Genomic DNA, 26,389 nt, shown 5'->3' on the forward strand with positions numbered 1-26,389 from the left:
CCGATAGCGCATAGTACCGTGAGGGAAAGGTGAAAAGAACCCCGGGAGGGGAATGAAAGAGAACCTGAAACCGTATGTCTACAAGCAGTCGAAGCACTTTATAGGTGCGACGGCGTGCCTATTGAAGAATGAACCGGCGAGTACTTCAGCTAGCGAGGTTAAGCGGAAAACGTGGAGCCGAAGCGAAAGCGAGTCTGAACAGGGCGTATAGTTAGTTGGAGTAGACCCGAAACCACAGTGATCTACCCATGTCCAGGTTGAAGCACAGGTAAAAATGTGTGGAGGACCGAACCAGTGAGCGTTGAAAAGCTTTTGGATGAGATGTGGGTAGGGGTGAAATGCCAATCGAACGTGGAGATAGCTGGTTCTCCCCGAAATAGCTTTAGGGCTAGCCTCATGGCGAGAGTACAGGCGGTAGAGCACTGAACGGGGTAGGGCCTATCCGGCTACTGAACCTAATCAAACTGCGAATGGCTGTACTTATCCATGGGAGTCAGACTGTGAGTAATAAGGCCCATAGTCAAGAGGGAAACAGCCCAGACCAACAGCTAAGGTCCCCAATGCCGTACTAAGTGGCGAAGGATGTGGAATTTCGAAAACAACCAGGATGTTGGCTCAGAAGCAGCCACCATTAAAAGAGTGCGTAATAGCTCACTGGTCGAGAGACTCTGCGCCGAAGATGTCCGGGGCTAAAGTACGGAACCGAAGCTTTGGCAATTGACGTTAGTCAATTGGGTAGGGGAGCGTTCCTGCATGGGAGAAGCCTGACCGGAAGGACAGGTGGACAGGCAGGAAGAGAGAATGCCGGTATGAGTAGCGAAAAGAAGGGTGAGAATCCCTTCCACCGAAAGCCTAAGGGTTCCTGGGCAACGATCGTCGTCCCAGGGTAAGTCGGGACCTAATCCGAGGCGGAGACGCGTAGGAGATGGACAACAGGTTGAAATTCCTGTACTGGCTGAGGCCGTTTGAGCGAAGGAGTGACACAGGAAGGAAGGCGCGCGTGCGATTGGAAGAGCACGTCCAAGCAGGTAGGTTGGGAGACAGGCAAATCCGTTTCCCATGAGGCCGAGATGCGATGGGGAGCTTCTGGAGACAGAAGCGAAGGGGCTGGCACTAAACTGTCGAGAAAAGCTTCTAGTGAGGACTCAGGCACCCGTACCGAAACCGACACAGGTAGGCAGGATGAGAATTCTAAGGTGCGCGGGAAAACCCTCGTTAAGGAACTCGGCAAAATATATCCGTAACTTCGGGAAAAGGATAACCCAGCGTACGTGAAGTGCAGAAACGCACGGAGCGGAGATGGGTGGCAGAAGAGAGGCCCAAGCGACTGTTTACCACAAACACAGGCGTCTGCTAAAGCGAAAGCTGATGTATAGATGCTGACACCTGCCCGGTGCTGGAAGGTTAAGAGGAAGTGTTAGCGCAAGCGAAGCAGTGAATTGAAGCCCCAGTAAACGGCGGCCGTAACTATAACGGTCCTAAGGTAGCGAAATTCCTTGTCGGGTAAGTTCCGACCCGCACGAAAGGTGTAACGATTTGGGCACTGTCTCAACGAGGGACCCGGTGAAATTGAAGTACCTGTGAAGATGCAGGTTACCCGCGACTGGACAGAAAGACCCCATGGAGCTTTACTGTAACCTGAGATTGGATTCCGGTAAGAGATGTACAGGATAGTTGGGAGGCTTAGATGCAAGTACGCCAGTATTTGCGGAGCCATTGGTGGGATACCAACCTTGTTTTATTGGAATTCTAACGAGAAGCGTAACGAGCTTGCGGACAGTCTCAGGCGGGCAGTTTGACTGGGGCGGTCGCCTCCGAAAGAGTAACGGAGGCGCCCAAAGGTTCCCTCAGCGCGGACGGAAACCGCGCGAAGAGTGCAAAGGCAGAAGGGAGCTTGACTGCGAGACGGACAGGTCGAGCAGGGACGAAAGTCGGGCTTAGTGATCCGGTGGTAGAGAGTGGAATTGCCATCGCTCAACGGATAAAAGCTACCCTGGGGATAACAGGCTTATCTCTCCCAAGAGTCCATATCGACGGGGAGGTTTGGCACCTCGATGTCGGCTCATCACATCCTGGGGCTGAAGTAGGTCCCAAGGGTTGGGCTGTTCGCCCATTAAAGTGGTACGCGAGCTGGGTTCAGAACGTCGTGAGACAGTTCGGTCCCTATCCATCGCGGGCGTAAGAAACTTGAAAGGGGCTGCTCCTAGTACGAGAGGACCGGAGTGGACCGACCAATGGTGTACCAGTCATGGCGCCAGCCGTGCAGCTGGGTAGCTACGTCGGGGACGGATAAACGCTGAAAGCATCTAAGCGTGAAACCAGCCTAGAGATGAGGTTTCTCATTGTTTTAACAAGTAAGGTCCCACAAAGACGATGTGGTTGATAGGCCGGGAGTGGAAGTACAGCGATGTACGGAGCGGACCGGTACTAATAGACCGAGGACTTGACTTAAGCAGAGAACCAGTTTTGAAGGAGTCGGAGACGACGCGCAAAACTGAGTGAATCGCTTACTCCGAATCTCAGGAAACTGTGAAACTGGAAACAGATACACAGAGAGAACGACGATTCGGAGACGAGCAGAGAGTTTGTTAAGAAAAACATTTTTATGCAGTTGTCAGGATACGAACATCCTGAACAATATAATTCAGTGGCGATAGCTGCGGGGATCCACCTGTTCCCATGCCGAACACAGCAGTTAAGCCCGCAAACGCCGAAAGTACTTGGGGGGAGGCCCCCTGGGAGGATAGGAAGCCGCTGATTCTTATAAAAAAAGCACTAGCTTATGCTAGTGCTTTTTTGTGGTTCGTGATTCGTGATTCGTGGCTCGTGGGGAATGAGCGGCTTCCTATCCGACCAGGGTTCCCTGGGATAAGCAGGGAACCGGTTTTGAAGGAGCTTTGCGACGCGCAAAACCGTGTGAGTCGCTTATGCCGAATCTCGTGACCTGATGATGTGAAGGTATACAGCCAGACAGAGATGTCCTAGATTCGGCAGGAGAGGTGGGACGACGGCTAGTGCTTTTTTTGTTGTTCGTAGTTCGTGGCTCGTGGCTCGTAGGGGCCGTCCCGAAGGGCGGCCCGCTGTGATATTTGACCACAGCCCATTTGGAATGATGGTGAGCTTTTACGAGCCACGAACCACGAGCCACGAGCCACGGCTTTTTCGCGGATTCAGATGCGGCGTTCCGCCGCGACAGACTCAAACTGACAACATCGCTTCGAGCAACCCTCAGCTCGTAAAAAACGCCCCAACTGGGGCCTGCGTAGGGGCCGACCTGGTAAGGCGGCCCGCCTGAAATATGATGTACACGACATACATGACGGATGATGCATAAAAGCCCCATATCCCAGAAGGGTCATACCCACGATTCACAGCGGGACGCCCTTTGGGCGTCCCCTACAGCGACATCTACCCCCTAACTGCTACTTCTTCCACGGGCAGAGTTTCCGTTCGGCCATATCGAGGGCCATGTAGGTGATGATGCCGATGGCGGCCAGGGTCAAAATGGCGGCGTACATTTCTTCGTAGTTGCGGACTTCCATGCGGTTCATGATGAAATACCCCAGGCCGGAAAAGGCGGCGAACGTTTCGGTAATGAACAGCAGGGCCAGGGCGATGCCCAGGGATGTTCTCAGCGCTGTCAGGATACCCGGTAGGCAGGCCGGCCAGATGAGGTGGCGGAAATCCTGCCATTTTGTCCCGCACAGGGAACGCATGGTCATGACCTGTTCTTCCGGGATGGCCTTGGCGGCATCGCGGACCATGATGGCGATTTGGAAAAAGACGGTAATGGCTATGATGAAGATCTTCGGGAAATCACCGAGTCCCAGGACGACGATGATGACCGGAAGGAAGACGACTTTGGGAATGGAGTAGAAGATATAGAGGAATGGCGACAACAAGGCGTCCCAGCGGCGGCTGCGACCGGCAGCCATGCCGACGGGGACGGCTGTCACCAGGGCCAGGGCCAGGCCGCAGATCATGCGGTACAGGCTGGAGGCGATGTGCGGCCAGAGAACGCCTGTCGTCATCAGGGTGTACCAGGTCTGGCAGACGCGGTACGGTGCCGGCAATAACGGTTTGTTCAAAGCCATACTGGCAGTCTGCCATATGGCACCGATGAGGAAGAAGGCCAGCAGGAGATGGGGTACATCGATGGGATTACTCGTTTTTCCGGACATCTTCGATGACACCTCCTGTCTTGGCAAAGACGACGGTCTTATCGCCCAGGGCGGCTGCTTCTTCCGGACTGTGGGTGACGATGATCGTCGCCATGGAGCTGGTTCCTATGTATTTCCGGAACAGGTCATAGCATTGATGGCGCATAGCCAGATCCAGGGCCGAGAAAGGTTCGTCCATGAGCAGCAGCTTGGGCTGCATGGCCATAGCCCGGCCCAGGGCGGTCCGCTGTTTCTGACCGCCTGAAAGTTCTCCTGGGTAATGTTTGCGGACGGCCGTCAGGTCCAGCGATTGCAAGAGTTTTTCTAACTGGTCCTTGTTCAGGGAATGGTGGTGGAGCTGTCCCGGCAAGCGGATGTTTTCTTCGACAGTCTTCCAGGGGAAGAGCCCATAATCCTGGAAGACGATGGCCAGATCCGGCCGGGGACCGGTCATTTTTTGGCCGGCAAAGCAGATTTGTCCTTCCGTCGGCGCCTGCAGGCCGGCGATGAGCCGCAAGAGGGAAGATTTCCCGCAGCCCGATGGCCCGACGACGGTCAGGTGCTGGCCTTCGTCCAGGCTGAGGCTGATATGCTGCAAGACGCGCTGGGGGCCGTGGCTGCCCTGATAGACGAGGCCCACGTCGTCCAATTGCAGCAGCGCTTCCCTTCCCTTGCCGTTACTGGACATGGGCGACCATTTCATCGTAGCTGTAAGCCTTGGGCAACAGGCCTTTCTGGACCATCCAGTTCATGATACGGCTGACTTCTTCTTCGGTCGGCAGGGCATGGGCCGTGTAAGACGGCGTGCGGTACGAACCGGCGACAGCTGCCGGGATATTGGCTTTCTTCATGGCCATGTCGCGGTAGGCATCGGGCTGGTTGTCCAGTTTTTCAATGGCTTCGTTATAGGCATCGAGGAAGTGGACGGCATCGTCGTGGTGTTTTTCGATCATGTCCTGGGTCAGGACGACGACGGACTGGGAATAATTTTTCTGGAGTTTCGTATCGTCGATGACGACATGGGCTCCCTGCTGGACGGCATAGGCTGCCAGCGGATCCGGCAGGATGGCCGCCTGGATGTCTTTGCCGGCCAGGACGGCTTCTGTGCGCAGGGCCAGGTTCGGCATCTGGACGGTATGGACTTCGGCTGCAGGAATCCCCAGTTCTTGTTCATACTGGTTCATCAAATAGTCCATCATGGTATTTTCCGAGATAGCCACGGCGGCTCCGGCCAGCTGCTGCGGCGTCGTAAGGCTGCTGTTCGGCGACGATACGACGAGGAACCGGCCTTCTTGGGGAACGGCACCGAGGGCCATGGCGACGACGCGGACGTCGGTACCGGCTTTTTTCAGCAGGCCCGTGACGATCATATCGGTCATCATGCCATCGAGTTCGCCGGCTTCCATGGCTTTTTGCTGGTCTGCAGCCGAGCTAAATTCGATGACCTGGACGTCGACGCCGTGTTTGGCAAAGAGTTTTTCTGATTCTGCCGTATAGAGGGGCAGGCTGTCGTCGATGCGCAGGACGCCGATTTTGTACGTCTTCTTGTCGTTCGAGCCAGACGGACTGTTCTGGCAGGCTGATAACACGAGGGCCGAGCAGGCCAGCAAGGCGGCTAATACGAAACGTAATACACGATTCATGGGAAAGACCTCTTTTCATAAAATCAAAATGTATAAAAGTAACACGAAATATGTTATATACTCCCTATTATAGGGGAGCCATGATATAATTTCAACCGTTTTATGCTGAGATGGCAAATGGGCTTAACTTTGATTGTCCAAGGGCGGTTATTCCTTTTGTATTTTGAATACATGACAGATATATGCAGACTGTTTATTGTCTTTCGATTTTGAATGTGGTATAAATGTATATGTACATAAGAAAGGGGAGTTGATTCATATGGTAAAAAGTGTTGCCGCACCGCAGGCAAAAGGGAAGAGTGCTGAAGATAAGATTTTTGGTGCTAACAACCGTGCCGTGGCTTTGAGCGAAAAATTGGGGGCAGATAAAGTTATTAATGGGACTGTCGGTTCCATGCTCGATGAAGATGGGAATCTCATCATGCTCGACGTCGTCCAGAAAGCCTATAAAGCCTTGACGCCGAAAGAAATCGTCGCTTATGCGCCGATCCAGGGCTATCCTGATTATCTGGAAGCGGCTATCGACCAGTGCTTCGGTGAATCCCGTCCGGAAGGCTATATCCGTGCCTGTGCTACGTCTGGTGGCTCCGGTGTTCTTCATCACGTCATCCACAACTATTCCGAATGGGGCGATGAAGTCCTGACCAGTGACTGGCATTGGGGAGCTTACGGTTCCATGTGCAACGACAATGGCCGCAAACTCCGCGAATTTGAACTGCTCACGCCGGATGGCCATTTCAATATGGAAAGCTTCAAAGCCAACGTCAGCGATATGGTTGCCAAACAGTACAACACCGTTATCATCATGAATTCGCCGGCCAACAACCCGACCGGTTACGGCCTCTCTGATTCGGAATGGGACGAAGTCCTGGCCTTCTTGAAAGATGTCGTCAAAGGCAAAGACAAGAACATCATCTTCGTTTCCGACGTCGCTTACCTCGATTACAGCGGTGAAAAACACGAATGTCGCAAATTCTTCAAAAAATTCGGCAACATGCCGGACAACGTCCTCATCGTCGTCGCCTACACCTGCAGTAAAGGCTTCACCATGTACGGCCAGCGTATGGGCGCCATGATTTGCGTCACGCCGAACAAGGATATTGCCGATGAATTTGTCGCCATCAACCAGTATACCAGCCGTGCTACCTGGTCGAACTCCAACAGCGCTGCCATGAAGGTCATGGCCAACATCTGCAAGGACCCGGCCAAAGTGGCTGAACTCGATGCCGAACGGGCTAAATATTTCCACCTCATCCAGGAACGGGCTGATTTGTTCATGAAAGAAGCCGACGAATGTGGGCTGAAATATTTGCGGTACATTTCGGGCTTCTTCATCACCATCCCCATGGAAGGGTCCCAGAAAGTCTGCGACGAACTGGAAAAAGAAAATATCTTCCTCGTTCCCTTGGGTAAAGGCATCCGCCTGGCTGTCTGCTCGGTTTCCAAGAAGAAGATCCACGGCCTGGCTGCCAAGATCAAATCGACGCTGGATGCCGTCGGCGCTAAACAGTAAGTCCGTATCGGAAAGGGAGTCTTCCTATGTTCCAGACAATCGGTGTCTGCGGGACGGGCAATATGGGCCGGGCCATCGTCAAGGGCCTGGTCGCTGCCAAGGCCATCGCTGCAGATCATATCTATCTTTATAATATTCACCGGGAAAAAGCCGAAGCCCTGGCTCAAGAAACGGGGGCCGTCGTCGTCGATACACCGGAGGAACTGGCGCGCCGGTCCCAAGGCCTGATCATGGCTGTCAAACCGAACATCATGGAATCGGCCCTGGAAACTGTCCGGGAAACCCTGTCGACGAAGAGCGTCCTCATTTCCATCGCTGCCGGTGTTTCTTTGGAAAAACTGGCCTTCTATACCGGTCCGGAAACGAAAATCGTCCGGGTCATGCCCAATACGCCGGCCATGGTCGGTGAAGGCATGGCTTCGGTTTCGCCGAACATCAACGTCAGTGAAGCGGAAACGGCCGATGTCGTGGCTATCTTTTCCAGTTTCGGCAAAGCTGTCGTGACCGATGAAAAACTCATCGATGCCGTCTGCGGCCTCAGCGGAAGCGGCCCGGCTTACGTCTACATGTTCATCGAAGCCCTGGCGGACGGCGCCGTCCGCGAAGGGATGCCCCGCCAGATGGCCTATACCTTTGCGGCCCAGACCGTCTTGGGGGCGGCCAAGATGGTCCTGGAAACGGGACGCCATCCGGGAGCCCTGAAAGATGACGTCTGCTCGCCAGGCGGTACGACTATCGAAGCGGTAAAGACCTTGGAAGAAAGCGGTTTCCGTGCTGCTACCATGAACGCTGTCATCGCATCGGCAGAAAAGAATAAAAGTTTATAGTTTACACTTAAAAAAAGGCGCTGTCCCATGAAGACAGCGCCTTTTTTAGGTGCGCCCGGCATGGGCGCACTCTAATGGGTGAAAGTCCCTAAGCCGCCCGGTAGCGGGAAGGCTATAGCCAGAACCAAGGGTGTCCATCGTGAGATGGAATCTGAAGGAAGGTCGAGGCAAATCTCTGGTCTGACGAACAGAAATCACATAAGGCTAGTCATGGGGATAAGGCCGCCTAACAGGTTGAAGTCCCATAGCTACACGGAACCATGAATAGTAGATGTGGCAGACACATGGAGAGAAAGAGTGCGTTCTTACCCGGGGAGGCCTCATGGACATGATGGTGCCATATAGATTGGACATCATGGTTGAAATAAGATTTATCATGAGGAGTCAGCCGAGGCCATAGTACCTTATGGGCTATAGACCATGAGGAAAGGGCCGAATCCTAGGAGATGTTAGTTAATGAAAGTAACCAATCATGGAATGAAAGACAGAAAACTTCATCAAGAAGGCTGTCCACAAAAAGAGGTTGCGGAACAACCGGGATATGTGGAAGCGTCTGCCCATGCGAGGATTGCTGAACACAACGACATCATTGCAAGCTTGCCAGCGGACAGTCTGTTGAAGCAGATTTTATCACGAGACAACTTAAATGGTGCCTATAAGAAGGTAAAGTCTAATCGAGGAACCGGCGGGGTCGACAGGATGAGTGTAGATGAACTTCTACCCTACCTGCGGGAACATCGCCTGGACCTCCTTCAGCAAATACGGAATGGGAAATATAAGCCCCAGCCAGTCCGTCGGGTTGAAATACCCAAAGAGGAAAAAGGGAAATTCCGGAAATTAGGAATCCCTACGGTCGTAGACCGCATGATACAACAGGCGATTACGCAGGTTCTTGTGCCTATCTACGAGCCACAGTTTTCAGATAGCAGTTTCGGGTTCCGTCCCAAACGGGGCGCCCACGATGCGTTGAAACAATGCCAGGCCTATGCAGATGAGGGCTATGTCTACGTCGTAGACATGGACTTGGAGAAATTTTTCGACAATGTCTGCCAAAGCAAATTGATAGAAGTTCTGTCAAGGAGCGTAAAAGACGGCCGGGTCATCTCGCTGATACACCAATATCTCCATGCTGGTGTTATCCGGCATGGGATGTTCGAACGAAGTGAACAGGGGGTTCCCCAAGGAGGGCCATTGAGTCCGCTCTTGAGTAACATCATGCTGAATGAGCTGGATAAGGAGCTGGAACGGCGCGGACATAAATTTGTCCGCTATGCAGATGACTGCATGATACTCTGCAAAAGCAGAAGAAGTGCCGAAAGGACCTTGGAAAGCATCACTCGATATATTGAGAAGAAATTATTTCTCAAGGTGAATCGAAATAAGACGCACGTAGCCCACATCCGCTATGTTAAATATCTGGGATATGGCTTCTACCGAAAGAATGGAAAATGCCGACTCCGGGTGCATCCGAAATCCATTACTAAGATGAAAGACCGTTTGCGGTTTATATTGAAACGAAGCAATGGAAAAGGAAACGAAGTGAGAGCCCTTCTATTGAAACGATTCATAAAGGGATGGGTGAATTACTTTAAACTAGCGAATATGAAGGAACTGCTAATTCAAATTGACAGATGGATTCGACGCAAAATACGAACCATATACTGGAAACAATGGAAGAAGGTACGGACGAAACACCGGATGATAAGCCAATACGGCGCGCCCAAGTGGGTAGTGTTGGAAATGGCTAACTGCCGAAAAGGTCCGTGGCGAGCAGCGGCAATGCTGAACTCAGTTCTTACGAATAAAGAAATAGCCCGCCTTGGCTACATAACCATGACGAGCTATTACAAGCAAGTATGCGAAAACTAGGAAACCGCCGTGTACCGAACGGTACGCACGGTGGTGTGAGAGGTCGGGATTTCTACTCAGAAATCCCTCCTACTCGATCAGTCAGCGGCTAGCTGTTAGCAGTTAGCGGATGGCTTTAAATTAAAATCCCGCTGCTAACCACTAACTGCTAGCCACTAGCCACTTAAAAGGGCTATGCGCTTTGTACATGATATATAGAATTACATAAAGTCATTCATAAATTGATAAATGATTATTTTTGGCTTATAAACTCCACATTTTAGTGTAGTAATATGCAAAATAGTAAACATTGGTGTGCATTATATCGAAAATAGGTATACGCTCATGTCTAAATGTAATTTACAAATATGACATTGGGGTATATAATAACAGCATAGAGCATGTATCCGGATGCAATCTAAAAGAGAAATGGCGTTATTCGTGGTTCGTTCATGAATAAGCCCTGTGCCTGTTAGAGGCGTGAAACGTATTTTTTCTATGAAAGGGTGGTATGTAATGGTTATATTGGCCTTGCTCCCAATCCTATTCCTGATTGTAGCATTGGGGTTCTTGAAGATGGCCGGTTGGAAAGCGTGTCCAATCGCGGCTATTATCGCATTTGTTGTCGCTGTATTCTGTTATAATATGTCAGTTCCCATTGCCATTTCGGCAGCCCTCGAAGGCGTAGCCCTGGCATGCTGGCCGATCTTGCTGGTCATCATCATGGCCCTGTTCGCTTACAAATTGACTGTAGCCACAGGCAGCCTGGAAGTCATCAAACAGATGCTGACCACGGTTAGTGAAGATAAACGTGTCGTATTCCTGCTCATCGCTTGGGGCTTCGGGACGTTCATGGAAGGCATGGCAGGTTTTGGTACTGCTGTTGCTATCCCGGCTGCTATGCTGGTTGCCCTCGGCTATCCGCCGATCAAGACCATCGTTGCCTGCTTGATTTCCAACGCCGTAGCACCGTCCTTCGGGTCCATCGGTATCCCGACGACGACCATGGCTGCTGTCACCGGTTTGGATTCCAGCGTCCTGGCTACGAAAGTTTCGATCGTATCCTTTATTCCTGACCTCATCGCTCCGTTCCTGATCGTCATCTGCATCGGCGGCGGTATCAAAGCCATCAAAGGCGTCGGTATCGTAACTCTGCTCTCCGGCCTGGCCCTGGCTATTCCGGAACTGTTCATTTCCATGACTATCGGTGCTGAACTGCCGGTTATGGTTTCGTCCATCATCATCATGGCTGTCATCGTCCTTTATTCCCGCGCTTGCAAATCCACGAGCAACCCGGAATACAAGTTCGATATCGATGCGGAAAACCAGAAAGCTGTTTCCTTCGGTGAAGGCGTCAAAGCAGCTATGATCTTCATCCTCATCTTCGTATTCCTCGTCGGCACGTCGAAACTGTTCCCGTTCATCAACGGTCCGCTGGCTTCGATTAAGACGACTGTTCCTATCTATGCTGGCCCGGGGGCTAAACCTTATACCTTTACCTGGGTCGCTGTTCCTGGCGTCATGATTTTCATCGCTACCATCCTCGGCGGCCTCTATCAGGGTGCTTCCGTTGGTAAGATCGCTCAGGTCTTCAAAGATAACTTCGTCGGCCTGCGCTTCACGTACTTGACCATCATCGCCGTCGTCGTCGTCGCTAAGATCATGACCTACTCCGGCATGACCAAGGAAATCGCTGATGCTCTCGTATTCGCAACAGGCAATGCATATCCTATCGTTGCTCCGTTCGTTGGCGGCTTAGGTGCTTTCATTACCGGGTCTTGCACGAACGCCAACGTCCTCTTCGGGCCGTTGCAGACATCCGTTGCATCCAGCCTGGGCATGAGCCAGCCGTGGCTCGCTGGTGCCAGCTCCCTCGGTGGTTGTATCGGCAAGATGCTTTCGCCGCAGAGTATCGCTCTTGGCGTCGGCGCTGTCGGTGCCGTTGCTGATGGCAAGGAAGGCGAAATCATGCGCGGTACTGTTGGTTACTGCCTGTTCCTGCTCATCATTGCAGGTATCATTACCATCATCGCTCCGAGCGTCGTTCCCTTCTTGGTAAACTAAGCGTATAGAAAACACTATATAGCAGAGAAGAATAAAAAGGTATGCTACATCACCATGTAGCATACCTTTTTCTGTAATAAACAATGTGATATAATCGGATGTGAAATGTTCTTGATACGAAACATTTCCTTACAGGAATAATACGATATTACCTAAAAGCATGAGCAAAAAGGAGCAGAAATAACTGTTACTTAAATTTTTACGTTTTATTTTGAATTATTTAAAAATCAGCAGTTCTTATGATAAGTTGTCATAGGATACGATGAATCAATCGAAAAATGATATGCGTAAAATGTTCAAATGTAATTTACATGCATGAGGAAGTAGAGTATAATAATACCTGTAAGAGATAAACGGAAGGTAAAAGAAATATATTAGTTTATACTTCCGTTATATTCGGTCTTAAATCCGGTCCTCATGACTGGATGCAGAAATAAGTGTTAGGCTTATAATTTAAACTATTTGGAGGTATGTATTATGGCAAAAGGTAAAGTTTCCCCGGAGTTGATTGAACAGTTCAAACAGATCGTCGGCGAAAAGTATGTTTATACGGACAAAGATAAACTCGAACCGTATTCCCATGACGAAGTAACGGACCCCCATTACATGAAAGAACCGCAGGTCGTTGTTCTTCCGGCTACTACTGAAGAAGTTTCCAAAGTCGTTAAGCTCTGCTATGAAAACGATACGGTAATGGTTCCTCGTGCAGCTGGTACGGGCTTGGCAGCTGGTGCTGTTGCTACTTTCGGCGGCGTCATCATCTCCATTGAACGTATGAACAAAATCCTCGAAATCGATAAAGACAACATGGTTTGTGTTTCCGAAGCTGGCGTTACGACGTCTGTCCTCCAGGAAGCAGTCCAGAAGGAAGGCCTCTTCTACGGCGGCGACCCCTGCAGTGGGGACTCCTGCTTCATCAGTGGTAACGTTGCAACCAACGCTGGTGGTAACCGCGCTGTTAAATATGGTGTAACTCGTGACCAGGTCATGGGCATGGAAGTCGTTACTCCGACTGGCGAAGTCGTAACCCTCGGCGGTAAATTCCGTAAGAACGCTACGGGCTACATGCTGATGCACCTCTTCATCGGTTCTGAAGGTACCCTCGGTATCATCACTAAAGTTTACCTCAAATTGGTTGCTCTTCCGAAATACCAGCAGGACCTCCTGGTCGTATTCGACAACCTCGACGACGCTATCGCTTTGACACCGAAAGTCATGAACGCCGGTATCACTCCGGTCTGCGTAGAATTTATGGATAACGCTTCCATCAAACAGGTCGAAATCTTCCTCGATGAAAAACTGCCGAAATCTGATGTTGGTAACTACATCATCATCCAGATCGCTGGCGACAACGAAGACGTCCTCATGGATCAGTGCGAAAAAATCGTTGAACTCGCTGAAGAAAACAACGCTATCGACTCCTTGGTCGCTGACCCGGCTGTTATTTGGAAATCCCGTAAAGCTTACCTCGAAGCTGACCGCGCTCGCAGCTTAGTCTTCTCCATGGAAGATATCGTTGTACCGATGACGGAAATCCCGGGTGCTGTACAGCAGATTTCCCGCCTCTCCGAAAAATACAACGTCGCTATGCACTGCGCTGGCCACTGCGGTGACGGCAACGTCCATATCGATATCTTGAAAGATGACCGTACTCAGGAAGAATGGGAAGAAATGCTTCCGAAGATCCAGGGCGAAATCTACGCTCTCGTTTACCAGCTCGGCGGCCGCCTCTCCGGCGAACACGGCATTGGCTACAAACGTGAAGCCCTTCTTGAAAAATACACCGATCCGGTTGAACTCAAGATGATGAAAGCTGTCAAGAAAGCACTGGATCCGAAGAACATCATGAATCCGGGCAAAGTTGTCAGCATCAACGACGAAGTTCCTGTCGAAGAATAATTCACAGTTACATACTAAAGGAAAAGGGCAAGGCGCAAGGCTTTGCCCTTTCTTCTTTTTACCATTCTAAAACGAGATGTTTCTATAACCTCAAGCTATTCTCGAAAAATCATATAAATAGCAGTGAACCAAGAAAGGATGTGCATCATGCATACATTTAATTTACCCTTTGGCAAAGAAAAAATTAAACTCGAACTGCCGGAAGAACAGGTTGCCGGCGTCCTCGTTTCCCACGCTCATGAATATAAAGCGCCGAAATCAGAAGCGGAACTCGTCGCCGATGCCCTGGCCAATCCGATTGGCAGCCCGAAACTGAGTGATTTGGCCAAGGGGAAGAAGAATTGCGTCATCATTTCCAGTGACCATACCCGCCCGGTACCGAGCCATGTCATCATGCCTCAGCTCCTGGCAGAACTGCGCAAAGGGAACCCGGATATCGACATTACCATCCTCATCGCAACGGGTATGCACCGGGCGACGACGAAAGAAGAATTGATCGCTAAATACGGTAAGGAAATCGCCGAACATGAAAAATTCGTCATCCATGTCAGCCGCAACGACGAAGACATGGTCAGCATCGGCACCCTGCCGTCCGGTGGCGACTGCCGCATCAACAAGCTCGCAGCCAATGCAGACCTGCTCATTTCCGAAGGCTTCATTGAACCGCATTTCTTCGCCGGCATGTCTGGCGGCCGTAAATCCGTCCTGCCTGGCATTGCCAGCAAGGTCACAGTCCTGGCCAACCATTGCTCGGAATTTATCAACAGCCCTCATGCCCGCACGGGGATTCTGCAGGGCAACCCCATCCATGAAGACATGCTCTATGCTGCCAAAGCAGCTAAATTGGCCTTCATCTGCAACGTCGTCATCGACGCCGACAAGAAAGTCATCGCTGCCTTCGCCGGCGACCGTGAAAAAGCCCATTATGCAGGGGCTGATTTTGAAATGAAACTGGCCGGCGTCAAACCGGTACCGGCAGACATCGTCATCACGACCAATGGCGGCTACCCGTTGGACCAGAACATTTACCAGTCCGTCAAAGGCATGACTGCTGCTGAAGCGACCTGCAAAGAAGGCGGCGTCATCATCGACGTCTCGTCCTGCTCTGACGGTCACGGCGGTGAAGATTTCTACAACAACCTGAAAAATGCCGAATCCATCCAGAAAGCCATGGACGAAATCCTGGCCCGTGGCCGCAATGAAACCGTCTTCGACCAGTGGGAAGCTCAGATCCTCATGCGGATGCTCTTGAAATTCACCATCATCATGGTCACTGAAGCCCCGCAGCAGATGGTCGAAGACATGCACATGAAATACGCTGCTTCCGTCGACGACGCTCTGGCCATGGCCAAAGAAGTCCTGGCGAAAAAGGGCATTACCGACCCGAAAATCACAGTCATCCCCGACGGCGTATCGGTCATCGTGAAATAGTTGGGTTTGATGTGAAATGTTTGATGTTTGATGTAAAAAAATTTAACCTGATTCTGCAAGAAGTCTCCCGCCTCTTTAGGCGGTGAGATGAATTGCAGGTTTTTCTGAGGGCTCGATGCCATCAGAAAAACAATAGCTTCACAAGTTGATTTGCAGTATAATCAGTAGTAAGAGTGAAAGTATATAGAAAGTCAAGGCAGGTGATGATAGTGAATAAGGCATACCGATACAGAATCTATCCGACAACAGCACAGAAAATGATGTTTGCCAAGACCTTTGGGTGTGTCCGATTCATCTACAACAAGATGCTGAGTGACCGCATTGACTATTATAAGGAAACCGGCCAAAAGCTGAATAACACGCCTGCGCAGTACAAGGAAGACTTCCCTTGGCTAAAGGAAGTCGATAGTTTAGCCCTTGCCAATGCCCAAACTGAATCTGAACAAGGCATACAGCCACTTTTGGAATGACAGCCAGCATTTCGGCAAGCCGCGCTTCAAGTCAAAGAAAAATAGTCGCGCTTCGTATTCCACGAACAACCAGAAGGGTTCTGTCCGAATCGAGGGCCATAAGGTGAAACTGCCAAAAGTCGGCTGGGTGAAATTATGCCAGCATCGCCCCTTGCCAGAGAACAGTATCATAAAGACCGTAACCATCAGCAAGACGCCATCAGGAAAGTACTATATCAGTATGCTGGTGGAGTATGAAAACCAAGTACTCCCTGTCATACCGAAGACCTTCCTTGGCTTGGATTTTGCGATGCACGGCTTGTATGTGGCTTCCGATGAGGAGGATGCTAAATATCCCGATTTCCTGCGAAAGGCAGAGAAAAGACTGGCTAAGGCGCAACAGAAGCTATCCAAGAAACAAAAAGGAAGTCACAACAGAGAGAAACAAAGACTGCGCGTAGCTATTCTCCATGAGAAAGTGGCCAATCAACGCCGGGATTTCCTGCACAAAAAGTCCCGCTACCTTGCAGACCGCTATGATGCCATTGGCATTGAGGATATCAGCGTCAAAGCGATGGCAAAGCGGAAAAAGGGTGGTAAGTTCAGTTTTGGCAAATCCGTAGCGGACAATGGCTGGAATCTGTTCACGAACATGCTGGAATATAAGTTGGCTTGGCAAGGCAAACAGCTTATCAAGATAGACAAGTGGTATCCGAGCAGCCAGCTGTGTCACGTATGTGGCTACCGAACTAGTGAAACTAAAGATTTGTCTGTACGGGAATGGAATTATCCCAAATGTGGCAGTCATCATGACAGGGATAAAAACGCAGCCATAAATATCCGAGAAGAAGCCAGGCGAATATCAGCCTGACGTAATCCATAAAATACCGTGGGTCGCACGGGAATCTACGCCTGTGGAGAGAGTGTAAGACGCCGCAACTCTTTGGAGTCAGTGGCGCTGTTCTCGTTGAAGCAGGAAGCTCCCGCCTCTATAGGCGGGAGTACGTTCACATAAAGAACATCATACATCAAACGTCATACATCAAACAGAAAAAATAGGGTACCGCTTGCGGTGCCCTATTTTTCTTGCTATCCCTCCATAATTATCCTATAATAGGGGAGATGTAAATTTGTCTTAACGCATAAGGAGGACTTACCTTGGAAGGGTTAGAATCGACGCTTGTCTTTGATGTTACTATGATTTTGCAGGTCGTGCTCATCGACTTGGCTTTGGGTGGGGATAATTCCATTGTCATCGGTATGGCAGCCAAGAATTTGCCCAAGCATTTGCAGAAGCGGGCTATTTTGTACGGGACGGCCGGGGCTATCTGTTTGCGTTTCATCATGGCCTTCATCGTATCCTGGTTGTTCCAGATTCCTTTCTTGAAGACTGTCGGGGCCATCTTGCTGGTCCTCATCGGCATCAAGCTCATCGGCGCCGATGACCAGGAAGAAGATGTCCATGTCGAAGCCAAGGATTCCCTGTGGGCAGCGGTGCGGACTATCATCATGGCTGACGCCCTTATGAGTCTGGACAACGTCCTGGGCATCGTCGGCGTCACCAATAATCATTGGGGCCTGCTCATGTTCGGCATGTTCATTTCCGTGCCGATCATCGTCTTTGGCAGCACGATCGTCGTCAAAGTCATGAACCGCTTTCCCATCCTCATCTATATCGGCGGGGCCATCCTCGGCTGGGCTTCGGGCGGCATGATGGCGACGGACCATTACCTGGCTCAGTACGTCAGCCTGGCCGCGGAAAATCCGACGGAACTGAAGGTCATCCTGCTGGTCATCACTATTGCCGGCGGCTTTTTGTGGAAACATATCCATAAAAATAAAGAAGTTGTGGCCTGACACGAGAAAAAAAGCTTGACTTTTTTCTCCAATATGGTATTATATACAAGTCAGGTAACGGGGCGTAGCGCAGTTTGGTAGCGCGCTTGGTTCGGGACTAAGAGGTCGCAGGTTCAAATCCTGTCGCCCCGACCATATTTTTACACATTGGATGTCGATCCCGAGGACATCAAACAACTGCATAATCAAACAATGTGTAAGCCATGGAGAGCTGTCCGAGTGGCTGAAGGAGCATGATTGGAAATCATGTATAGGGCGAACGCTCTATCGTGGGTTCAAATCCCACGCTCTCCGCCATACTGTAAAAAGGACTATCTCATGAAGGCATCTGCCATCATGAGATAGTCCTTTTTTATTTTTTCAACCCCTGGATGCCATGGTAAATGAGACGCAGCAGCATAGCCTGAATCTGGAACCATGATTCGTCTTTTTTCCATTTATGATGCTGGTTGATGGTAAAAGCCCCGCTGACCAGGAATAAGTAGAGATTTTCCGCTAATGTTGCATCAATCTGAAGTTGATTTTGTAAAAATGAAATCATTTGAGCTTTTTCATGTGTGAAAATATATTCTAAGATGTAAGGCCCTAAGGTCTTATCTGAAAAGAGTGCTTGGTAACAAGGGGAATCTGCGATGCGTTGACAGACGGGCAGCATAGTATAGTTATTCTTGATGAAAGAGTCCCCTTCATTTGATTGACTGGCTTGGTAAAGAAGATCGGCCAAGGATTTATCAGGATTTGTATTTTCGGATAAATGCAGCGCTTCCTCAAGGATGGCGTCTAACAAGGCATAGATATCCATATAATGCAAGTAGAACGTAGCCCGTGTAATTTCCGCCTTTTTGCAGATAGCCGTGACTGTGACTTTCGGAAAGGGATACTTTTGGAGCAGTTCCAAAAAAGATTGCTTGATAACAGAACGCGTATAGCGGGTGCGACGATCTAACTTTTGCGTCATGAAGGATACCTCCTTACTTTCTAGACAATTTGGGAGATGTGTCCATTATCAGACACTTCCTCGAAGGTGACTGTTGAATGTTTTCTTGCGTTTAATATAATAAATATTGAACATAGTGTCAATAAAAATATTTATTGTAAAGAATAAAGGAGAGAAAATAATGGATATTCAGCAGATTCGCAATGCTACACTTAAAATTGTATATCAAGGGAAGACCTTTTTAATTGACCCCTGGCTTTGTGGAAAAGGAAGCCTTGGTAGTTTCGAAGATATTCCGGGGAAGCCATACATGATTCCGGACCCGGTTAAAATGGAAATTGCCATGCCGATTTATGGACTGCCTAGGACGCCGCAGGAAATTCTGGATGGTGTCGATTATTACATCGTAACGCACATCCATCCAGACCATATTGATATAGCTGCTGATGGGACCGTAGGCCAGCCTTTGGATAAGTCCATCCCTGTCTTTGTGCAGAATGAACAGGACGCAGCCATTTTTGAAAAGTCCGGATTTCAAGATGTACAGGTTTTGTCTAAGTCTCCGTTGACTCTCGATGGCCTTACCCTTCAACATATGCCGGCACGCCATGGTACCATCGTTCCTTGCGGTGACGCTATGGGGGTCCTCTTCCAGAGCGCAGACGAACCTACCCTTTATGTCGCTGGTGATACCGTATGGTATCCTGAAGTGGAAAATACGCTGAAAACGTATCGCCCTGATGTCGTCGCATTAAATGCTTGTGCGGCTGAAACTGTAGAAAATGGCCGGCTCATCATGGGCGATGAAGATGTAGCTTGTGTAGCAAAGACTGTTCCGCAGTCTCAGCTTCTTCTTACTCATCTGGATAATGTAGCCCATGCCTCTTTGACGAGATATACTCTGCGCAGCCGGCTCATGGCCCGTGGGGTGGACCATTATATTATGCCCGATGATGGAGAATGGGTTTCTTTCTAATGTGTTTTCCGATATTGCGTAGGTAATTCACCGAAACGTTTTTTGAAAGCTGCAGAAAATCGGCTCTGGCTTTCATAACCGACTTTGGCTGCGATTTCTGCCATTGAATCTTGACTATGGCAGAGAAGTTCCGCAGCTTGCAGCAGCCGGTGCTCTTTGATATGGGCTGCCAGAGAAGTACCATAGACTGCTTTAAATACGTTTTTTAAAGTCGTCTGATTTATGAGATATTATTGGGCCAGTGTGTCAATTGTGATGCGCTGGTCCAATTTTTGTAATAAATCGTAGTGGATTTTTTGTACTAAGGCCACTTGTTCCGATGGATTACTTGGAAGGTATTGCTGTTATGTTGTTCTACCAAATCGGCGAATGGTTCCAAAGCTATGCTGTTAGCCGCAGCCGGAAGAATATCGGTGCCCTCATGGATATCCGTCCTGATTATGCGAATATAGAACGGGATGGTAAACTGGAAAAAGTCGACCCGGATGATGTAGCTTTAGGTACGACGATAGTCGTCCAGCCCGGTGAACGGGTGCCCTTGGATGGCGTGGTCCTTCGTGGGACATCGAGCCTTAATACGAGTGCCCTGACAGGAGAAAGCCTGCCCAGAGATGTGCAGCAAGGGGATGAAGTCATTAGTGGCTGTATCAATATGACTGGCGTCCTTTACGTGAAGACCACGAAGGAATCCGAAGAGCCATGGGCTCTGATGCAGCTATTGAAGCAGCCGACGTCGTACTCATGGATGATGATCCCTTGCAGATTGCCAATGCTATCCTTTTATCGCGGAAATGTCTGCGTATTGTTTATGAAAATATCGTTTTTGCACTGGGGATAAAATTCCTTTGCCTGGGATTAGGGGCTGTCGGCATTGCTAATATGTGGTTTGCCATTTTTGCTGACGTTGGCGTCATGATCCTGGCTATTCTCAATGCTATCCGGGCCCTTTATGCCCCATCAGTATCCATTAAAAAGGATAGCAGGAAAATGGTTTTGCAACCACAAAGTGAATAAAATAATGTATAATAGATTATATAATATGTTTTCAAGGAGGTCTTACGATGGAAAAGGTAAAAGAACTGGCGGCACAATACCAGCAGGCTGGGAATAATTGTGCTGAAACGGTGGTCAAGGTCTGCAATGATTGTCTGGATTTGAAGCTGCCGCCGGAAACGCTGCGCATGGTATCCGTCCTCGGCGGCGGGGTGGCTGGTTCGGGCTGTATTTGCGGGGCCTTGAATGGGGCCTGCCTGGTCCTGGGCTGTCTTGCCGGCCGGACGACGCCAGAAGAAAAGACGAAAGCCGAAATCAATCAGCCTGTACGGGAATTTCAGAAAATCTGGCTCGACCGCTTTAAAGCGACGTGCTGCCGCGTCCTCAAGAGTCCGGCCAATGGCGGTCCCGTATCGTGCGGTGACCTCATGGCCGACACGTCGGTTATGCTCCTCGATTTCATTCGGGAAAAGAAACTGGCTTGATTTTACGCTTTTTCTCTTGACTTTTTTCGTGGATATGGTATTATGTATAAGTCAGGTCTACGGGGCGTAGCGCAGTTTGGTAGCGCGCTTGGTTCGGGACTAAGAGGTCGCAGGTTCAAATCCTGTCGCCCCGACCATACTTTACATATCGGCATTTATCCCGAAGATGTCAGCAAAGATATGTAAGACGCGGAGAGCTGTCCGAGCGGCTGAAGGAGCATGATTGGAAATCATGTATAGGGCGAACGCTCTATCGTGGGTTCAAATCCCACGCTCTCCGCCACACAGGACTTTCAAAGGGACTGTCCCATGAAGGGTTTACCTTCATGGGCAGTCCCTTTTTTGTATTTCTCCTATTCATCTGGAGTATTTTGTGCTACAATTAAAAACTATAATAAGAAGGGGAAAGAGGGGTTTACGATGAGTGCGATTAAAGAAGAACTGGCAGCTTTTATTGCTGCCCATACGAGTGATGATTTTGTCATGACACCGATTACCATGCGCGAGGCGTCGCTGCATACGGCGTGGGACCAGGAACTGCCTAAAGTAGCGATGGCGGACGTCGTCGATACGGTGCTGGAAGGCTGCGATGTCTATGATGTGCCGGTCCGGATTTATATTCCTGACACGAGTCGGCCCCTGCCGGTCTTGATTTACTATCATGGCGGCGGGTTTGCCATCGACACGGTCGCTGTCTACGACCCGGTCTGCCGCCGCATTGCTCAGGCGACGCAGCATATCGTCATTTCGCCGGAATACCGACTGGCTCCGGAAAATCCCTATCCTGCAGCCTATGAAGATGCCCTGGCCGTGGCCCGGAAGGCGCTGCCCAAGCTGGATGAACTGCAGATTCCCTATGAAGCCGATTTGACCTTGTGCGGTGACAGCGCCGGCGGCTGTATGGCAGCTTATACGAGCCAGGCCCTGCAGCACGACACATCTATTCCGCTGACTCATCAGGTCCTGGTCTATCCCTGCCTGGATATGACCCATTCCTTCCCGTCGGTCCGGGAAAACTGCAATGTCAAAACGGGCTTCACGCCGGCTAAGATGGTCTGGTATTTCAACCAATTCTTCCGCAACGGTGACGACCGCCGGGCCGCTTCACCCCTCTTTGGGGAATTGTCGGCAGCTATGCCGGCAACGCTGGTCTTGACGACGCAGTTCTGCCCCTTCCGCGACGAAGGCCGCGAGTATGTCCGTCGGCTGACTGCAAAAGGCGTCCGGGCCGAAACGTATAATTACGACAATATGGTCCATTCATACCTCAATTTTGAAAAAATATGCTACGATGAAATCTGCGATACCTACCGGCGCATGGCTGATTTTTTGCAACTGTAAGGAAAATAGCGTATACTAAAGACAGGTATTATGCTGGGTAAAGGATGTGCTTTTTTATGAAGAAATGCCAACATTGCGGGGCACCTTTACAGGATGGCGACCGATTCTGCCAGGCCTGTGGCGCTGAACAACTACCTGAAGAGGAGTCGAAGAAACGGATTTGTCCGGAATGTGGAAAGTGGATTCAGGCAGATGGGAAATTCTGCCCCTTCTGTGGATCCGAATTGCCGGAAATGGATGACGATGAACCGGTCATCGATGAAGCGACGGGGACGGAAACCTTTGTCCATAAGCATCGGGAACCCGTCCGCGACGAAGAACCGCCTCGTTCACCGCAGCCGATGGAACGGCCGGTCATGACGGGCCGGCCAACGCCGCCGCCTTTTCAGGAACCGCCTTTTTACGTGCGCTATCGGAAAGGTATCATCACTGCCGTCGTCGTCCTCATCTTGGCTGTAGCTGCCGCTGTGGCTTTCCACTTCTATGGCAGCCGCAGCAGCGGGGATTACGTCAAGGATGCCGTTTCCTTATCACAGCAGTTGTCTTCGGAAAATGAGTCCGTCACCGATACGGCTAAGCGCCTGAGCCAGAAGAGCAAAGGCGACGACGTCGATTCCCTGGTCAAGGATCTGGGCAAGAGCCGCAAGAACGTGGAAAAGATGGCCAAGAATTACCAGCCCAAGAACATTCCCGACCAGTATGCATCCGATGACCAGGCCATCCGCGAAGTCATGCGCGACCAGATGGCCATGTACGATACGGCCATAGCCATTGCTGAAAATCCCAAAGACGATGCCATCAGCGAAAAGCTCGATGACCTGCGCGATGAAGTCCAGAAAGCCAAGAAGACGGCGCGGACCATTAAGGTGCCTGGTGCTGATTTTACGGGAGCCGTCGATGGCGATAACCTGGTCAGCTATCTGGAAAAATACGTCAGCGTCCAGACCAAGCCCGACGAAACGCCTCAGCCCGAGGTGAAGGCCGACCCGGATAAGCAGGTCCTGTCATCCTATGCCAGCAGCAAAGATTTGTTCAACGACGATATCGGCAAACTGGCCGGCGACATCAACGCCTACTTGAGCAATCACCCCGATTTCAAAGGGACCCGCGAATTTACGAGCCGGGCCAATACGCTCTACATCCAGATGTCCAAGACCCGCAATCAGCTGGAAAACGATACGTCCATCGACAATACGGCCATGAAATACAAACTCGATGCCCTGTTCCAGGCCGAACAAGACCGCATCCGCGGCCTCTATGACGGCGTCAGCGCCAGCCAGCGCGGCCAGGACTACCGCCCCGGCTTCCAGCGTGGCCAGGCCGCCTCGAACCGCTACGATAAATTGAATGATGAATGGAATAGGTTATAATGTTAGTGGCTAGTGGCTAGTGGCTAGTGGCTAGTGGCTAGTGGCTAGTGGCTAGTAGGGGCCGTCCCAAAGGGCGGCCCGCCTGCAAGGGTATTGTATACGTCCTACATGACCGGTGATGTGTGAAAACATCCACCCATATACCAGAATAATCATCCCCATGATTCACAGCGGGCCGCCCTCTGGGCGGCCCCTACGACTGAATGATGAATCACCCATATCCCGGGGCGGGCGCCCCGCGTGGTCGCCCTTACAGAAAAAATTTTAATTTAAAACCATCCACTAACAACTTTAAAGGGCTTGTCGTCGTGCGACAAGCCCTTTTTCACACTCATTTCTTCACTTTTTTCATGGACAGGCCGATGCGGCCGCGGGCGGCATCGACGCTGATGATTTCGGCTTCTACGATGTCGCCGGCGTGGACGACGTCTGTCGGATGGCGGAAGGGGTGACGGCTCAGCTGGGAGCGGTGCACCAGGCCCGGTGTCTTTAGGCCAAAGTCGACGAAGGCGCCGAAGTCGACGACGTTCTGGACGGTGCCGCGGACGACGGTGCCAATCTGCAGGTCGTCCAGGCTCATGACGTGGCGGCGCGTCAGCGGTTTCGGAAATTCGCTGCGGACGTCGCGCCCCGGTTTTCGCAGTTCTTCCAAGATGTCCTTGATCGTCGGTTCGCCGGCATCGAGGACGGCGGCCAGTTTCGGTGCCGCGTTCATCTGTATCTTATCGCGCAGGCCGGCCAGCTTGTCCGGGTCCTTCAGGTCTTCATGGGACAGGCCGTAATGGCTGGCGATTTTTTCGGCCAGTCCGTACGATTCGGGATGGACCGACGTATTATCCAGGGGCTCGATGCCGTCTTTGATGCGCAGGAAACCGGCGCACTGCGTGAAGGTCGCCGGGCCCAGGCGGGGGACGTTGAGCAGGTCCTGCCGGTTCTGGAAGGGACCGTTTTCATCGCGGTAGGCGACGATGTTCGCAGCCGTTGCCGCCGTCAGGCCGGAAATGTGCTGCAATAAGGCGGCCGATGCCGTATTGAGGTCGACACCGACATAGTTGACGACCGACGTGACGACCTGGTCCAGGGCGGCCGACAAGGCTTTCTGGTTGACGTCGTGCTGATACTGGCCGACGCCGATGGCCCGCGGGTCGATCTTGACCGATTCGGCCAGGGGGTCCTGGATGCGGCGGGCAATGGAGACGGCGCCGCGGATGGTGACGTCCAGGTCCGGCAGTTCTTCCCGGGCCAGGTCCGAGGCGGAATAGACGGATGCGCCGGCTTCGTTGGCGATGACGTAGCGGCAGGATAACTGGTAATCGGCGATGAGGGACGAGACGAATTGTTCCGTTTCATACGAAGCCGTCCCGTTGCCGATGGAAATGAGGGTGACGCCGTATTTCTGGATCATCCGGGCCAGGGTCTTGGCGCTCTGTTCCTTCTGGTAGGCCGATTTCGTCAGGTAATAGGTCCCATAGGCGAGGACGCGCCCCGTGGCGTCGATGATGGCTGCTTTGCAGCCCGTGCGGAAGCCCGGGTCGAGGCCCAGGATGGTCTGGCCGGCGAAGGGCGGCTGCAGCAGGACGTGGCGGAGATTTTCCGCAAAGACGTCGATGGCCTGCTTTTCGGCCTGCGCCGTCAGTTCGTTGCGGATTTCCCGTTCCATCTGCGGCGAAATGAGGCGCTTGTAGCTGTCGGCGGCGGCGTCGCAGAGAATCACTTCATACGGCGAGTGACGCTGGATGACTAAGCGGCAGAGCCTGTCGATGTGTTCATCGGCCGGCTCTTTTAGGGTCACTTTCAGTTTTTTCTCATTTTCGCCGCGGTTGATGGCCAGGATGCGGTAGCTCGGGATGCGGGCGATGCGTTCGCTGAAATCGGCGTAGGTCAGCATGGGGCCGGCTTCGCTCTCTTCGACTTGCAGGCTGCAGGTCAGGCGGGCCTGGTGCCACAGGTCGCGGCGCAGGATGCGGCGGAAATCGGCCCGTTCGGAAAAGCGTTCGGCCAGGATATTGGCAGCGCCCTGGATGGCGTCTTCGACGGAAGGCACTTCGTCGGTGAGGTAGGCCTGAGCGGCTTTTTCCGGCGCCGGGCCATTGGCTTTTTGCGACAGGAACAGGTCGGCCAGGGGTTCCAGGCCGGCTTCGCGGGCCATGGAGGCTTTCGTCCGTTTTTTCGGCTTATACGGCAAATAGAGGTCTTCTACGTCCTGGAGCTGCCGGGCCGCTTCCAGTTCCTCGGCCAGTTCGTTGTTCCAGCAGCCCTGGTCGATGATGGACTGGCGGACCGTTTCCTTGCGGCTGGCCAGGGCCTGTTCATAGTCATATTGCTCCTGGATGCAGCGGAGTTGGACTTCATCGAGGCTCCCCGTCGCTTCTTTCCGGTATCGGGCGATAAAGGGAAGTGTATTGCCCTGTGCAAAGAGGGAAAGGGCAGATTGGACTTGGGATGGCTGTATACCCAGGGTCCTGGCGATTTCAGCGATCATCGTTTCCTCTGTCATGATTACCTTCCTTCCTAACTGAATAATTAATATTACTTATTGTGTAAGAAAAATTTCCCATAAAGCGTTGAAATTTTTCTTGATAACCGTTACAATATA

The 26,389-nt window shown here is 51.3% G+C and carries 20 protein-coding genes, 4 tRNA genes and 2 rRNA genes (1 of these 26 only partly in view); 20 read left to right on the forward strand and 6 right to left on the reverse strand.

The window, feature by feature from the left end:
* Both C6362_RS08010 and rrf read left to right on the forward strand, forming a co-directional pair.
* A 23S ribosomal RNA gene (locus C6362_RS08010) occupies positions 1-2,451 on the forward strand; it begins 458 nt to the left of the window's first position.
* A 192-nt stretch (positions 2,452-2,643) separates the two neighbouring features.
* Positions 2,644-2,760, forward strand: a 5S ribosomal RNA gene (rrf, locus tag C6362_RS08015).
* 662 nt (positions 2,761-3,422) lie between these two features.
* Here rrf and C6362_RS08020 read toward each other — a convergent pair.
* From C6362_RS08020 to C6362_RS08030, 3 genes are read right to left on the reverse strand one after another with little or no spacing between them, the layout of a single operon-like run.
* Positions 3,423-4,181 carry an ABC transporter permease gene (locus C6362_RS08020; protein WP_014017162.1) on the reverse strand — a complete coding sequence of 253 codons (759 nt, stop codon included), beginning with the start codon at positions 4,179-4,181 and terminating at the stop codon, positions 3,423-3,425.
* Entirely contained in the window at positions 4,162-4,848 is a 687-nt protein-coding gene (locus C6362_RS08025; protein ID WP_106699293.1) for an ABC transporter ATP-binding protein, read from the reverse strand. Before C6362_RS08025 ends, C6362_RS08020 begins: the two co-directional genes overlap by 20 nt.
* Entirely contained in the window at positions 4,838-5,803 is a 966-nt protein-coding gene (locus C6362_RS08030) for an ABC transporter substrate-binding protein (RefSeq protein ID WP_014017160.1), read from the reverse strand. Before C6362_RS08030 ends, C6362_RS08025 begins: the two co-directional genes overlap by 11 nt.
* A 259-nt stretch (positions 5,804-6,062) precedes the next feature.
* Between C6362_RS08030 and C6362_RS08035 the strand changes: the two genes are divergently transcribed.
* The 11 genes from C6362_RS08035 (at position 6,063) to C6362_RS08085 (ending at position 17,988) form a co-directional block, all read left to right on the forward strand.
* Positions 6,063-7,316, forward strand: coding sequence for a pyridoxal phosphate-dependent aminotransferase (locus C6362_RS08035; protein WP_014017159.1), 1,254 nt, complete (start codon positions 6,063-6,065; stop codon positions 7,314-7,316).
* Positions 7,317-7,342: 26 nt separating this feature from the next.
* The gene (gene proC / locus C6362_RS08040) at positions 7,343-8,143 is read left to right on the forward strand and encodes a pyrroline-5-carboxylate reductase (protein ID WP_014017158.1); all 801 of its coding nucleotides are present in this window, start codon (positions 7,343-7,345) and stop codon (positions 8,141-8,143) included.
* Positions 8,144-8,620: 477 nt separating this feature from the next.
* Entirely contained in the window at positions 8,621-10,012 is a 1,392-nt protein-coding gene (gene ltrA, locus C6362_RS08045; RefSeq protein ID WP_198407942.1) for a group II intron reverse transcriptase/maturase, read from the forward strand.
* A gap of 495 nt (positions 10,013-10,507) precedes the next feature.
* Positions 10,508-12,055 carry an L-lactate permease gene (locus C6362_RS08050; RefSeq protein WP_014017157.1) on the forward strand — a complete coding sequence of 516 codons (1,548 nt, stop codon included), beginning with the start codon at positions 10,508-10,510 and terminating at the stop codon, positions 12,053-12,055.
* Between the two features lie 477 nt (positions 12,056-12,532).
* Positions 12,533-13,954 (forward strand): FAD-binding oxidoreductase, encoded by a 1,422-nt coding sequence (locus C6362_RS08055; RefSeq protein WP_014017156.1) that lies wholly within the window; start codon positions 12,533-12,535, stop codon positions 13,952-13,954.
* Positions 13,955-14,101: 147 nt separating this feature from the next.
* Positions 14,102-15,385, forward strand: a complete 1,284-nt coding sequence (larA, locus tag C6362_RS08060) for a nickel-dependent lactate racemase (protein ID WP_014017155.1) — start codon at positions 14,102-14,104, stop codon at positions 15,383-15,385.
* A gap of 257 nt (positions 15,386-15,642) precedes the next feature.
* Positions 15,643-15,855: a helix-turn-helix domain-containing protein gene (locus tag C6362_RS12200; RefSeq protein WP_232501470.1), complete on the forward strand. Its 213-nt coding sequence runs from the start codon at positions 15,643-15,645 to the stop codon at positions 15,853-15,855.
* Positions 15,809-16,705: an RNA-guided endonuclease TnpB family protein gene (locus C6362_RS11815; RefSeq protein WP_014017153.1), complete on the forward strand. Its 897-nt coding sequence runs from the start codon at positions 15,809-15,811 to the stop codon at positions 16,703-16,705. The genes C6362_RS12200 and C6362_RS11815 overlap by 47 nt, the downstream gene beginning before the upstream one ends.
* A gap of 287 nt (positions 16,706-16,992) precedes the next feature.
* On the forward strand, positions 16,993-17,691 hold the full coding sequence (locus C6362_RS08075) for a TerC family protein (protein WP_014017152.1): 699 nt from the start codon (positions 16,993-16,995) through the stop codon (positions 17,689-17,691).
* Between the two features lie 58 nt (positions 17,692-17,749).
* Positions 17,750-17,826 (forward strand) — tRNA-Pro (locus C6362_RS08080).
* Between the two features lie 70 nt (positions 17,827-17,896).
* Positions 17,897-17,988 (forward strand) — tRNA-Ser (locus C6362_RS08085).
* A gap of 55 nt (positions 17,989-18,043) precedes the next feature.
* Here C6362_RS08085 and C6362_RS08090 read toward each other — a convergent pair.
* Complete coding sequence (locus C6362_RS08090) at positions 18,044-18,649, reverse strand: TetR/AcrR family transcriptional regulator (protein ID WP_014017151.1); 606 nt, start codon at positions 18,647-18,649, stop codon at positions 18,044-18,046.
* A 160-nt stretch (positions 18,650-18,809) separates the two neighbouring features.
* Between C6362_RS08090 and C6362_RS08095 the strand changes: the two genes are divergently transcribed.
* Positions 18,810-19,604 carry an MBL fold metallo-hydrolase gene (locus C6362_RS08095; RefSeq protein ID WP_014017150.1) on the forward strand — a complete coding sequence of 265 codons (795 nt, stop codon included), beginning with the start codon at positions 18,810-18,812 and terminating at the stop codon, positions 19,602-19,604.
* Here C6362_RS08095 and C6362_RS12315 read toward each other — a convergent pair.
* Positions 19,601-19,828: a helix-turn-helix transcriptional regulator gene (locus C6362_RS12315; RefSeq protein WP_198407971.1), complete on the reverse strand. Its 228-nt coding sequence runs from the start codon at positions 19,826-19,828 to the stop codon at positions 19,601-19,603. The two genes, C6362_RS08095 and C6362_RS12315, sit on opposite strands and share 4 nt — an antisense overlap.
* Before the next feature lie 95 nt (positions 19,829-19,923).
* Here C6362_RS12315 and C6362_RS08105 point away from each other — a divergent pair, with 95 nt between their 5' ends.
* The 6 genes from C6362_RS08105 to C6362_RS08130 all read left to right on the forward strand — a co-directional run bounded on the left by C6362_RS08105 (position 19,924) and on the right by C6362_RS08130 (position 23,793).
* Complete coding sequence (locus C6362_RS08105; protein ID WP_014017149.1) at positions 19,924-20,442, forward strand: P-type ATPase; 519 nt, start codon at positions 19,924-19,926, stop codon at positions 20,440-20,442.
* A gap of 223 nt (positions 20,443-20,665) precedes the next feature.
* Positions 20,666-21,082, forward strand: a complete 417-nt coding sequence (locus C6362_RS08110) for a C-GCAxxG-C-C family protein (RefSeq protein ID WP_014017148.1) — start codon at positions 20,666-20,668, stop codon at positions 21,080-21,082.
* 60 nt (positions 21,083-21,142) lie between these two features.
* Positions 21,143-21,219 (forward strand) — tRNA-Pro (locus C6362_RS08115).
* Positions 21,220-21,273: 54 nt separating this feature from the next.
* Positions 21,274-21,365: transfer RNA gene (locus tag C6362_RS08120), tRNA-Ser, on the forward strand.
* Positions 21,366-21,502: 137 nt separating this feature from the next.
* Positions 21,503-22,423 (forward strand): alpha/beta hydrolase, encoded by a 921-nt coding sequence (locus C6362_RS08125; RefSeq protein ID WP_014017147.1) that lies wholly within the window; start codon positions 21,503-21,505, stop codon positions 22,421-22,423.
* Between the two features lie 56 nt (positions 22,424-22,479).
* Entirely contained in the window at positions 22,480-23,793 is a 1,314-nt protein-coding gene (locus tag C6362_RS08130) for a zinc ribbon domain-containing protein (protein ID WP_014017146.1), read from the forward strand.
* A 331-nt stretch (positions 23,794-24,124) separates the two neighbouring features.
* Here the strand turns inward: C6362_RS08130 and C6362_RS08135 are convergent, their stop codons facing one another.
* Complete coding sequence (locus C6362_RS08135) at positions 24,125-26,290, reverse strand: Tex family protein (protein ID WP_051014204.1); 2,166 nt, start codon at positions 26,288-26,290, stop codon at positions 24,125-24,127.
* Positions 26,291-26,389: the final 99 nt, after the last annotated feature.

This window comes from Megasphaera elsdenii DSM 20460 (assembly GCF_003010495.1).
GTDB classification, from domain to species: Bacteria; Bacillota; Negativicutes; order Veillonellales; family Megasphaeraceae; genus Megasphaera; species Megasphaera elsdenii.

What these genes read in the sequence shown, in the direction of transcription:
- C6362_RS08020 (WP_014017162.1), bottom strand. Translation starts at nt 4,181, where the DNA reads ATGTCCGGAAAAACGAGTAATCCCATCGATGTACCCCATCTCCTGCTG.
- C6362_RS08025 (WP_106699293.1), bottom strand. Translation starts at nt 4,848, where the DNA reads ATGTCCAGTAACGGCAAGGGAAGGGAAGCGCTGCTGCAATTGGACGAC.
- C6362_RS08030 (WP_014017160.1), bottom strand. Translation starts at nt 5,803, where the DNA reads ATGAATCGTGTATTACGTTTCGTATTAGCCGCCTTGCTGGCCTGCTCG.
- C6362_RS08035 (WP_014017159.1), top strand. Translation starts at nt 6,063, where the DNA reads ATGGTAAAAAGTGTTGCCGCACCGCAGGCAAAAGGGAAGAGTGCTGAA.
- proC (WP_014017158.1), top strand. Translation starts at nt 7,343, where the DNA reads ATGTTCCAGACAATCGGTGTCTGCGGGACGGGCAATATGGGCCGGGCC.
- ltrA (WP_198407942.1), top strand. Translation starts at nt 8,621, where the DNA reads ATGAAAGACAGAAAACTTCATCAAGAAGGCTGTCCACAAAAAGAGGTT.
- C6362_RS08050 (WP_014017157.1), top strand. Translation starts at nt 10,508, where the DNA reads ATGGTTATATTGGCCTTGCTCCCAATCCTATTCCTGATTGTAGCATTG.
- C6362_RS08055 (WP_014017156.1), top strand. Translation starts at nt 12,533, where the DNA reads ATGGCAAAAGGTAAAGTTTCCCCGGAGTTGATTGAACAGTTCAAACAG.
- larA (WP_014017155.1), top strand. Translation starts at nt 14,102, where the DNA reads ATGCATACATTTAATTTACCCTTTGGCAAAGAAAAAATTAAACTCGAA.
- C6362_RS12200 (WP_232501470.1), top strand. Translation starts at nt 15,643, where the DNA reads ATGATGTTTGCCAAGACCTTTGGGTGTGTCCGATTCATCTACAACAAG.
- C6362_RS11815 (WP_014017153.1), top strand. Translation starts at nt 15,809, where the DNA reads ATGCCCAAACTGAATCTGAACAAGGCATACAGCCACTTTTGGAATGAC.
- C6362_RS08090 (WP_014017151.1), bottom strand. Translation starts at nt 18,649, where the DNA reads ATGACGCAAAAGTTAGATCGTCGCACCCGCTATACGCGTTCTGTTATC.
- C6362_RS08095 (WP_014017150.1), top strand. Translation starts at nt 18,810, where the DNA reads ATGGATATTCAGCAGATTCGCAATGCTACACTTAAAATTGTATATCAA.
- C6362_RS08105 (WP_014017149.1), top strand. Translation starts at nt 19,924, where the DNA reads ATGGATTACTTGGAAGGTATTGCTGTTATGTTGTTCTACCAAATCGGC.
- C6362_RS08110 (WP_014017148.1), top strand. Translation starts at nt 20,666, where the DNA reads ATGGAAAAGGTAAAAGAACTGGCGGCACAATACCAGCAGGCTGGGAAT.
- C6362_RS08125 (WP_014017147.1), top strand. Translation starts at nt 21,503, where the DNA reads ATGAGTGCGATTAAAGAAGAACTGGCAGCTTTTATTGCTGCCCATACG.
- C6362_RS08130 (WP_014017146.1), top strand. Translation starts at nt 22,480, where the DNA reads ATGAAGAAATGCCAACATTGCGGGGCACCTTTACAGGATGGCGACCGA.
- C6362_RS08135 (WP_051014204.1), bottom strand. Translation starts at nt 26,290, where the DNA reads ATGACAGAGGAAACGATGATCGCTGAAATCGCCAGGACCCTGGGTATA.